Annotated in this window: 6 protein-coding genes and 5 pseudogenes; 6 read left to right on the top strand and 5 right to left on the bottom strand. The window is 65.6% G+C overall.

What is annotated here, in order from left to right; genetic code table 11:
* Window positions 1–39: 39 nt before the first annotated feature.
* The 4 genes and pseudogenes from ABTU92_RS24740 to ABTU92_RS24725 form a co-directional block, all read right to left on the bottom strand.
* Window positions 40–168: pseudogene (locus ABTU92_RS24740) on the bottom strand (IS5/IS1182 family transposase); the annotation flags it as partial.
* Between the two features lie 56 nt (window positions 169–224).
* A pseudogene (locus ABTU92_RS24735) lies at window positions 225–593 on the bottom strand (NAD-dependent epimerase/dehydratase family protein); the annotation flags it as partial.
* Window positions 593–775: a hypothetical protein gene (locus ABTU92_RS24730; protein WP_408094270.1), complete on the bottom strand. Its 183-nt coding sequence runs from the start codon at window positions 773–775 to the stop codon at window positions 593–595. The pseudogene ABTU92_RS24735 and the gene ABTU92_RS24730, both read right to left, overlap by 1 nt.
* Before the next feature lie 33 nt (window positions 776–808).
* Window positions 809–1,564 carry a glycosyl transferase gene (locus ABTU92_RS24725; protein WP_408094269.1) on the bottom strand — a complete coding sequence of 252 codons (756 nt, stop codon included), beginning with the start codon at window positions 1,562–1,564 and terminating at the stop codon, window positions 809–811.
* Between the two features lie 328 nt (window positions 1,565–1,892).
* On the opposite strand from ABTU92_RS24725, the gene ABTU92_RS24720 reads away from it, so the two are divergent.
* On the top strand, window positions 1,893–3,821 hold the full coding sequence (locus ABTU92_RS24720) for a polysaccharide biosynthesis protein (RefSeq protein WP_408094268.1): 1,929 nt from the start codon (window positions 1,893–1,895) through the stop codon (window positions 3,819–3,821).
* On the opposite strand, the gene ABTU92_RS24715 is transcribed toward ABTU92_RS24720, so the two are convergent.
* Window positions 3,802–5,058, bottom strand: a complete 1,257-nt coding sequence (locus ABTU92_RS24715; protein WP_408094271.1) for a glycosyltransferase family 4 protein — start codon at window positions 5,056–5,058, stop codon at window positions 3,802–3,804. The two genes, ABTU92_RS24720 and ABTU92_RS24715, sit on opposite strands and share 20 nt — an antisense overlap.
* A gap of 162 nt (window positions 5,059–5,220) precedes the next feature.
* On the opposite strand from ABTU92_RS24715, the pseudogene ABTU92_RS24710 reads away from it, so the two are divergent.
* The 5 genes and pseudogenes from ABTU92_RS24710 to ABTU92_RS24690 all read left to right on the top strand — a co-directional run.
* Window positions 5,221–5,370, top strand: a pseudogene (locus tag ABTU92_RS24710) (integrase); the annotation flags it as partial.
* Between the two features lie 99 nt (window positions 5,371–5,469).
* A pseudogene (locus ABTU92_RS24705) lies at window positions 5,470–5,733 on the top strand (transposase family protein); the annotation flags it as partial.
* A 208-nt stretch (window positions 5,734–5,941) separates the two neighbouring features.
* A pseudogene (locus tag ABTU92_RS24700) lies at window positions 5,942–6,760 on the top strand (transposase zinc-binding domain-containing protein).
* A gap of 929 nt (window positions 6,761–7,689) precedes the next feature.
* Window positions 7,690–8,649 carry a GDP-L-fucose synthase family protein gene (locus tag ABTU92_RS24695; protein ID WP_408094267.1) on the top strand — a complete coding sequence of 320 codons (960 nt, stop codon included), beginning with the start codon at window positions 7,690–7,692 and terminating at the stop codon, window positions 8,647–8,649.
* A 322-nt stretch (window positions 8,650–8,971) separates the two neighbouring features.
* Complete coding sequence (locus ABTU92_RS24690) at window positions 8,972–10,105, top strand: glycosyltransferase family 10 domain-containing protein (protein WP_408094266.1); 1,134 nt, start codon at window positions 8,972–8,974, stop codon at window positions 10,103–10,105.
* Window positions 10,106–10,385: the final 280 nt, after the last annotated feature.

Here is a 10,385-nt window from a genome sequence, read left to right as displayed (position 1 = left end):
TGCGCCACTTGCCCTTCAGTCCCTCCGTGTTCGGCTTGGTCATGCCGGCACCAGGAGTTTGGGGAGGCGCACGAGATCATAGGCCGCGGCGGCCAGCGTGAAGGCGAAGCCGACGCGGGGGACGCCTCTGAACCGGGTCTTGTCCTGGCCAGCGACGGCCTTGATCCATAGGCGGTGACCGGCCGCGGCGGGTCGGTCTCGCGCACGACATGGTCGGCGGCCGAGCCGGCCTGGGCGCCGATCGACGAGACGAAGACGAGCGGGAGGCGGCGTGCGGCGCAGGCTTGCGCCAGCGCGGCGGTCGCGTGCCGGATCACCCGGTCGTAATCGCCCACATCGACGCCGCTGCGATGGGCAATGCCGGCGAGATGCACGACCGCATCCGTGCCGTCGAGCGGCGGCGCCCAGTCGACGTCTCCGGCGAGATCGGGCAGCCGGACCGGCTCGATCGTGGGACTCGGTGCGCATGCGATCCCGGACGCGACCGTCGCCGCATCCCGTGCCGACGCGCGGACCTCGTGTCCAGCGCGCACGAGCGCCGGAACCAAGCCGCGGCCGACGAATCCCGACGCCCCGGTGACCAGGGTGCGCATCAGCAGGGCGGCTGCGAGGTCGTCGCCGCGCGCTGCGATCCGGCGAGATCGACGAGCAGGGCCGCGACCGCGGCCGCGCCGACGGCGCACGCGGCGAGGCTGACGGCAGTCTGGTCGGCGACGACCGTGATCACGGCGGCGACGACCAGTGCCGTGTTGGTCGCGAACACCCGGCCGATCACCTGGCGGACGCTTATCCCGCCCGTCTCGGAGCGCTAATAGAAATGCGTCTTGTGCGTCTCCCACACCCGCTCGCCGCGAGCGAGCCGGCGCAGCAAGGTGAGGGTCGCATCCGTCACGTAAAAGAGCGGCAGCAGGAGAGCGGCGGCGACGTGCCCGCTGGTAGCGAGCGTGATCAGGAGCCTGCCGATCAGCAGGCCGATCGGCAGGCTGACGACGTCGCCGAGAAACAGGCGCGCGACCGGCTTGTTGAACGGTGCGAAGCCGAGCGTCGCCCCGAGCAGCGCGAGCGCGACCATCCCGCCGAGCGGCGGCATCGCCCCGAGCTGCGCGAGCACCAGGAGCCCGGCCGTGATCGGAACGACGTTCGCGACCGTCATACAGTCGATCCAGTCCAAGAAGTTCACGAGGTTGACGAACCACAAAAGGCCGATCCCGAGCGCGGCGCGCTCGACCGTGTCGGGAATCGCGGGCAGGAGGTCGACCGGGCCGGGCAGCGTCGCCATCACGGCGGCGACGGCCACGGCCTGGAGCAGGAGCCGCGGTCCTGGCGGGATTGGACGGATGTCGTCGATCAGCCCGACCACGGCGAGCATCGCGGTCTCGGTGACGACAACCAGCAGCTGTTCTTCCGGCCAGGGCGCGACGCCGCTCCTGGTCGCGGCGCCGGCCGCGACCAGGAGCGTCGTCGGGACGACCGCGATGCCGCCGCCCTGAGGGGTCGGGATCGTGTGCGAGGAGCGGGCGTTCGGCCGCGCGAGGGCGTAGCGCTGGAGCAGCGGAAATAGCACACGGATTAGACCGGCGGTCAGGACCGCGGTGGCCGCGAGACCGAGCCCCGCGGCCAGCCCCGGACGATCGAAGTGTGCCAGTGCGGCATCGCCGGTTCCATTCCTGCCCACGGCCCGGCCCGGAGACCCGCGGTCGTGCCGAGCCATGCGGGGGCGGACCGCCGGCCCGAGGCAGAACTAGCGAGGCGACGGATGAATGTCCATCGAGCGGTCGCGGCGTCCCCGGTACGATCCGGCGCGTCGATCGCCGAGGCCGGATGTCTCGCAGTTGAGCCGGGCAGAGGCTTGCTCTACTAGTCTGGTTGCGACGCGGGACGACAGGCGGCGAATGGGTATTCCGGTTCGGTTCAACTGGCGACGGTACTGCATCATCGGGCACGACGTCGTGGCGACGGTCGCGGCGCTGCTGCTGAGCCTGTATGCGCGCTTCGAGGATTCGGGGCTGGAGGATCGGGTGTCGCTGCTCGCCGTGGTCCTGCCCGTCTTCTTCGTCTATGCGAGCGGCGTGTACTGGTTCTTCGACCTGTACCGGTCGAAGTGGCGGTTCGCCTCGCTCCCCGATCTCGTCAACATCGTCCGCTCGTCGGCGGTCCTGTCGCTGTCGCTGCTGGTCCTCGACTACGTCCTGGTCGCGTCGTACTTCTTCGGCAGCTTCTTCTTCGGCAAGATCACCATCGCGCTCTATTTCGTTCTCCAGATTTTCTTTCTCGGCGGGCCGCGGATCGCCTATCGTTGGTTCCGGCTGAGCCGGACCCGGCTCCGGACCCGGGCGCAGGGCAACTCGGTCGCGACGCTGATCCTCGGCCGGGCGGCCGACACCGAGGTCCTGCTGCGCTCGATCGAGAGCGGCGCGGTGCACCAGCTCGCGCCGGTCGGCATCCTGTCGCCGTCGCAGGCCGACCAGGGCCAGATGGTGCGCGGGGTGCGGGTGCTGGGGACTTTCGCCGACCTCGCGCAGGCGAACGATTATCTCGTCGGGCGTGGAATAGAGCTGCGGCGGCTGGTGCTTACGTCGTCGGCCTTCGAGTCCGGCACCGGCGTGGAGACCGTGCTGACGACGGCGCGCCGCCTCGGGATCGCGACGCATCGGCTGCCGTCGCTGGAGGAGGGCGGGCAGGTGCTGCGGCTCGCGCCCGTCGCCGTCGAAGACCTGCTGCTGCGGCCGAGCGTGGGGATCGACAATCTTCAGCTTGAGCGCTTCGTCGAAGGCGCGGCCGTGGTGGTGACGGGTGGTGGCGGCTCGATCGGCTCCGAGGTGTGCCATCGCGTGATCAGATTCGGGGCCGCGCGGCTCCTGGTGATCGAGAGCTCGGAGCTCGGGCTGCACGACGTGATGGACGCGCTCCGCGCCAAGGGCAGCGAAGCCAGCATCGAGGGCCGCATCGCCGACATTCGGGACCGCACGCGGATCGACCGGCTGTTCGCCGATTTCAAGCCCGACCTGGTGTTCCACGCCGCGGCGCTCAAGCACGTGCCAATCCTGGAGCGCGACTGGGACGAGGGCGTGAAGACCAACGTGATCGGCTCGGTCAACGTCGCCGATGCGGCCGTGCGGGTCGGCGCCCGCGGCATGGTGATGATCTCGACCGACAAGGCGGTCGAGCCGGTGTCGGTGCTCGGTGCGACCAAGCGCTTCGCCGAGATGTATTGTCAGGCGCTCGATGCCGAGCTGGTGCGTCGCGCGAGCGGGGCCGAGCGGCGCCCGACCCGGCTGATCGCGGTCCGCTTCGGCAACGTGCTCGCCTCGAACGGCTCGGTGATCCCGAAGTTCAAGGCGCAGATCGAGATGGGCGGCCCGGTGACGGTGACGCATCCCGACATGGTGCGCTACTTCATGACGATCCGGGAGGCCTGCGATCTCGTCCTCACGGCGTCGAGCCACGCGCTCGGGCCGGATCGCTCGGAAGTGTCGATCTACGTGCTCAACATGGGCCAGCCGATCCGCATCGTCGATCTCGCCGAGCGAATGATCAGGTTGAGCGGGCTCGAACCGGGGCGCGACGTGTCGATCGAGTTCACCGGCATCCGGCCGGGCGAGCGGCTGAACGAGATCCTGTTCGCGCGCGGCGAGCCCACGCTCGAGATCGGCGTTCCGGGCGTGATGGCGGCGAAGCCGGTGTTCGCCTCGCTCGACGTGATGAAGGCGCGGCTCGGCGCCCTCGAACGCGCCCTCGCGCGCGGGACGGACGGCGCTCAGGACGAGGTGCTGAAAATCCTGCGCGACGCCATCCCGGATTTCAGGGGCGAGGCCGCCTGAGACCGCCGACGCGCTCGTAGAGTGCGACGATCTCCCGACCGACGATCGCGGCCGAGAACTGCGCCTCGACGAGCGGCCGGCTCTGCGCGGCGAGCGTCCGCCTCAGATCCGGATCCGCGGCGAGGCGCTGGACGGCGGCGGCGAGCGCCGCCGGATCGTCGGCCGGAACCAGCAGCGCGTTGACGCCGGCCCGGGCCACCTCGCGACAGCCCGGCACGTCGGTCGCGAGCAACGGGCGGCCGCAGGCGGCGGCCTCGAGCAGGCTCACGGGAAGGCCCTCGCGGCGCGACGGCAGCACCGCGACATGCGCGGCGGCCCACACGGCGCGAATGTCCGACACATGGCCCAGCCAGGTCACACCGGGGAGCTGCGCGAAGGCGCGCAGCTCGGCCTCGGGGATCGAGGTGGAGTTCGACGGATCGGGCGTTCCGGCGAGCAGCAGGTGCGGCGCCTGCCCGGCCGCGTGCAGCGAGCGCCACGCGCTCATCAGCGTGCGGACGCCTTTGTCGTCCAGCATTCGGCCCACATAGGCGAATGTCGGCGGGCCCTCCGGCTCCGGCAGCGGCGTCAGCCGGTCCGTGTCGACGCCCGAGCCCGGGAACGCCACGATCCGCGCCGGCGAGACGCCGGCGGCGGCGAGCAGCACACGATCGTCGCGGTTCTCGACGGTCGTGAGGGAGCAGGCGCGGTCGAGCAGGGCGGGCAGCGCAGCGCGGACCAGACGGGACACGACGCCGGCGTCGGACGTGAACAGCGTGCCGAGGCCGGTCAGCCCGTTGACGGTCGGCAGCCGCAGTCCGGTCCCGGCGAGCGCGCCGACGACGGCCCCCTGCAGGGCAACGTGATGCACGAGATCGGGGCGGATGGCGAGGTAGAGCGCCCGCACCCGGCGCGCCGCGGCGAGCAGGCGATCAGGCCGGCGGCTGCCGCGGGCGAGATCGGCTGGATGGACGACGAAACCCTCCGCCTCGATCGCCTTTCGATCCTGCTCCCGATTGATCCGCGTGATCACGTGCACGTCGTAGCCGGCCGCTTTCGCGGCGCGGGCCATCGGTAGCCGGTGGAGCAGAAAGTACCAGTCTTCCGTGGCTAAATAGACCAAACGAAGAGGGCAGATCGCCGTGGCTTCGACCGCACCGACGGCCGCCCCAGGGAGCGCCGCGGCGCTCACGTCTGGCGTCGTGTGTGGATTGCGAGCAATGCGCTGCAAGTACGGGGTGAAGGCTGACAAGGACATCATGTAAGCCTCGATCCCTGGAACGTTGTGATGAATATACAACCCGTTGTCCTTTTAGAAGGCGCTTCGACGGCATTCTGCCTTGCGAACGATGGGGGACCAACGAACGCTCTCTGTAAAGGCCGGCGATCTGGTCCGGGTGACGCGTTTGGCGCAGCACGAATGATCGAGGACATGACGGTCTGCAATCTGTCGCCGGCGCCGCTTACATCGTATCTGAGCGCGGTGTCGAAGTTCAGTCTGCATTTTGGCCTGTCGCCCGATGACCTGGGCCTGAACGACGTCCATGCGTTCCATGTCCATCTGGTGGCGAACCCAGGGGAATCGCGTTTGACGTAGCGCCGAATCGGGATTGCGATTCAGCGAGTTATGGATTCTTGGAGGATCTCCCGAGCGGTCAGGGAGGTCACCGTGGAGCTGTTCATCACGTCGTTCGCGCAAGTTCCGGACCCGCGGGCCAGCAACGCGCGCCACGACCTCGTCGAGATCCTGTTCATCGCGTTCGTCGCGGTGCTGTGCGGCGCGAAGAGCTGCGTCGAGATGGCCGATTTCGGTCGGGCGAAGTCGACGTTCTTCGAGAAGATGCTCGGCCTGGCGCACGGCATCCCGTCGCACGACACGTTCTCGACCGTGTTCCGGATGCTGGAGCCCCACGCCGGCCACGCGGCAGGTAGGGCTCGATCCGCGCCCACTCGGAATCGCTCAGCCAGTAAAGCTGCTTGCTCATCAAGGGCTCCGTGCCCCCCGGAGCCCCTGAATCAGTCAACGCTCCGCGCCGCAAGCGAATTGAGTACGGACCCTAGCCTGCAGAGCACGGTGCGTTACACCCGGGTCGCCACTCGGACCATCAGCGCCACCCCGAGCCCGCTGGACGGGCTGCATCTTGAGGTCGTGCCGCCCGGCTGAGCGGCCGGGATGTCCGCGGCAGTCGGAGGTGGCGGACGTCTTCCGTCGTCACGGTGAGGCGTTCCGGCTCGCTCACGCCGGCCATCTCGGGGCCGACGAGCGGCGTGTCATGAGCGCGATCACGGCCTGCCGGACCTCGCTGGGCGGCCATGTAGAGCATTGCGACGCCTGTGGCACGATACGGATCGCCTACAACTCGTGCCGCAATCGTTACTGTCCGAAGTGCCAGGGCGGTGCGCGGCATGCCTGGCTCGAGGAGCGCCAGGCTGCTGCCCGTCCCTTACTCCCGCGTGGTCTTCACGGTACCGCCGCAGATCGCCGAGATCGGCTTCCACAACAAGGCCGTCGTTTACGGCACCCTCTTCCGCTCAAGCTCCTTCCTTCCTGTCCGGGTCCTCGCCCGTAGCTTCCGACGGCGTTTCCTCGACGAACTCCGCCACGCCTTCGCCGCCGGCACCCTGCGGTTTTCCGGAACCCTGGCGGTGCTGGCCGATCCTCGCGCCTTCGTGCGTCGGCCGCTTTCTCCTCCACGCCCTGCCGGACTTCTTCCATCGCATTCGCCACTACGGCTTCCTAGCCAATGCAGACCGCCGCGACAATTTCGCTCGGTGCCGTCGCCTGATCGCCGCCAGCGACACGACTGTGGAGCCGACGCCCGCGTCGATTCCGCAGGCGGTGATCGCGATCATCCGACGCCCTCCCGGCCTGTCCGGACTGCGGCGGCCTCATGCGGCGTGTTGCCGTCGTGCCACGCTCGCCTTGCTACCCTCGGCCGTTCTGCTGCGGCACGTCATGACCATGAACCCGAAGGACTTCGACGCACCGCTCACGTGCTGGCCCGGAACTGCCAATCGCGATCCCGCGCGATCCGCCGTCGTCCGCGTTGCGACCACTCGGCGAGATTGCGGTCGCAACAATACTGACCGCAGCATCCCAGTGCGTCGGATCGTCGGTCGCGTCGACCAATCGCCCCTCCGTTGCCGAACCGCAACCGTCATCCAGATTTCGATGACCCGCATTCTTCCGACACTTCTCCCACAGGGCTCTCGACGCCCGCGGCTTCGCTCGATCCGGCCTCAATGAGGTCGCACTCGGGCCTCCCGGAGGGCTCGGCGCCTCGGCGGCGACGATGATGCCGCTTGTCGAGGCGCTTCGCCCCCACGTGTTCGCGGCGGCCGCGCATCCATGCCGACAACGCGCCGGTGCCGGTGTTCGCTAAGGGCAAGACGCGCACTGGGCGGCTACGCCCGAAGATCGAGGCGCTGTGGCAGGCCGATTCGCGCCCGACTTCCGGAGAAGCGGCGCGACCCGCCACCACTGATCGTCCGCCAAGTCCCTCGGGTAACGTTGGCCTTCAATGTCGGCCATCGGGTTCGATGGAGTGGTATCCATTGGGACAACCTGAATCACGGCCGCTGTCGCACCGCCACTTCAGTTTCCAAACGGGCTCTGAGACTACTCCGAGTCCCTCGGCTCTTCTACGTCATTGCTAAGTTGAAGCCTCATGCTGAACAAATTGAGACGATCACTATTTCTATTCTTGCGCGAAACGACTCCCGCCACCGGTTCAGCTGAACTGCGCCGGTCCAACGATCTCGGGCTCTTGGCAGGAGGCTTGCCTTGATGCTAAACACGAACGGCATTGCTGGAAATCGGCATTTATGGGACAGCCCGCATTTTCCGGACTCGATGCCTCTGCCCGCACTCGGGCTTCAAGGAGCTCTTATGTCGTCACCGCTGCTGTTCGATTTGCGCGGCAAACGGGTCTTTGTCGTTGGCCACAAAGGTATGGTCGGTAGTGCGATCGTCCGTCGCCTGGCTTCGGAAGCTTGCGAGATCGTTACCGCGGACCGCGAAACCCTAGATTTGACACGACAGTTCGAGGTCGAGGAGTTCGTAGCTAAGCACCGCCCCCATGCTGTTTTCCTGGCGGCTGGACGCGTCGGCGGCATTCACGCTAACGCGACCTATCCGGCTCAGTTTATTCTCGAGAATCTCCAGATTGTCGCAAATGTCGTACAGTCCGCTCATACGAACGGGGTCGAGAAGCTCCTTTACCTGGGCTCCTCGTGCATCTATCCGAAGCATGCTTCGCAACCTATGCGCGAGGAGGCGCTGCTTACGGGGCAGCTTGAGCCGACTAACGAGCCCTATGCGGTCGCCAAGATCGCGGGCATTAAGCTTTGTGAATCTTTTCGCCGTCAGTACGGCGCCGATTTTATCTCCGTGATGCCGACGAATTTGTACGGCCCCGGCGACAACTATCATCGCCAAAACAGCCATGTTCCGGCCGCGTTGATCCGCCGTTTCCATGAAGCCAAGCTGACGAACGAGCCGCAAGTGGTTGTATGGGGCACCGGCAGCCCGCGCCGCGAATTCCTTGCGGTCGACGATCTCGCCGACGCCTGCGTGTTCCTGATGAAGCACTATTCCGACATCGGCTTCCTGAATGTCGGAACCGGGCAGGACGTCACGATCGGCGAGTTCGCCCACATCGTGGCCGACGTCGTTGGCTACACTAACCTTATCCAATTCGACACATCGCGACCGGACGGTGCGCCTCAGAAGCTGCTCGACGTCAGCCGTCTGACGGCACTCGGTTGGCAGCCGAAGCTCTCTCTTCGTGACGGCTTGGCCGCCGCCTATGCCGACTTCCTCGCCGGAGGCGGGCGGAATATCGACTGATATACAGCGCTCCAATTACCCAAACCGCATGCTCTCGTACTCGGTAATACCGTGATCGGCGCCACGGCGGTGTCGAGTATTGGGGTTTCGTCGCTTCGCTGATCGATACCTGCAAGCTGATCGGTATCGATTCGTACGTCTATCGAAGGAAGGGCTCGCGATATGCCGTGTCGCTCCGTGAGCTCGCGGGCTCAAAATTGGACCCTGGGGTAGGCCATTTCGAATTCGATGGGCGGTCACCCGGCTGTTCGACACTTAGAGCGGTGGGTGAGGCTTCTTCCGGCGCACCTAGGCGTCAAGCCGCCTGCCCCGAGAGGACGTCATGCAGCCGATTAAACTGGCCTTCACCGATACGGACCGGTTCATCCATCCGGCGCTACTGAAGATACTCAAGGCGCATTTCAACGTCGTCATCGACGAAGACGATGCGCAGTTTGTGGTATTTTCAATTTATCCGGGATTTGATTTCCTGAAGCATCGAAATGCTATTCGTATCTTCCAGTCAGAAGAGAGCATCATCCCCGATTTTAATCTCTGTGATTTTGCCTTTGGTTACGCAAACATGATTTTTGATCGCTACATGCGGTTGCCCAACTACTTTTTCTTCGACAATTATCACGAGCTCAGGACCGCAAACCGTTCGACCAGCCGGGGCGTCGCGCCGGACCGGTTCTGTAATTACATCTACTCGAACTTGCATCCTCATCCAATGCGGGGGGCGCTTTTTGAAGCGCTGAACGCGTACCGCCCCGTTCACTCACACGGTCGACACCTCAACAACGCTGAGCCGATCGAAACGCCTACTGCCACGGAGGGTTGGAACGATGCAAAGCTGCGCACCCAGGCTCGCTATAAGTTCTCCATCGTTGCCGAAAACTCCGCAGTGCGCGGTTACACGACCGAGAAGATGACGGACGCGCTGTTCTCACATACGGTGCCGATTTACTGGGGAAACGAGGAGGTGGATCTCGACTTCAACCCACGCCGCTTCATCAACGTCCACTCCTTCTCCTCGCTCGACGAAGTCGTGGCCGAGGTGCGACGTCTCGACAGCGATGACGATGCCTACAGCCGAATGCTGGCCGAGCCGGTATTCACTCCTGACAACCTCGTCCGCGCCCCGACCGAGGAGAAAGTGGTTGCCTTTATGGGGCGGGTATTCAATCATTCCGAGCCAGTCCGCAATCAAGTGTTTTGGGGCGCATGGTACGAGGAGCGGATCAAAGGGCTGTTGGACGACAGAGAGAACCTCCGCCACGCGCGGGCCGAAACAGACAATCTGCGCGGGAGACTGGCGGCGATGGAGGCCGACCTCAGGTGCCTTGCCGAGCTCAAGGATAGGCGATCTGTTCCAAGCTCCACACTCAAAGCTCGCCTTGCGGGCCTTTCACCCCGCCGAGTTCTGCGATCTGTGCTTCAGCGCGTCAGACGCAAACTTCTTGAATGGAACGGCTGAAGTCGCATAACTGCGGGCCACGGGGTCTCAACTTGCCATTTCGGGCAATGTCGGTTAGCAAGCAACTCGCACTTCCTTCGGAGCCGTAGGACGGTAGCCCCGGGCTACACCCGCAGGGCGGATGCGTAACGCTTCTGAGCCAACATCGATAGTTGGGGTTCGTAACAATGTCAGCTCCGGAACCGAATGGCGACCACCGTCTACACGGCCTTCGTTATGTCCACTCGTTTATCTGTCAATTGCGGCCGCATGCCCGTTATGACGCAGGGCTATCGCGTTT

The sequence above is a fragment of the Rhodoplanes sp. SY1 genome (assembly GCF_046000175.1).
In the GTDB taxonomy this organism is placed as follows: Bacteria; Pseudomonadota; Alphaproteobacteria; order Rhizobiales; family Xanthobacteraceae; genus Rhodoplanes.
Note: the sequence above shows the minus strand (reverse complement) of the source record. Positions and strands in the feature narration are given on the sequence as shown.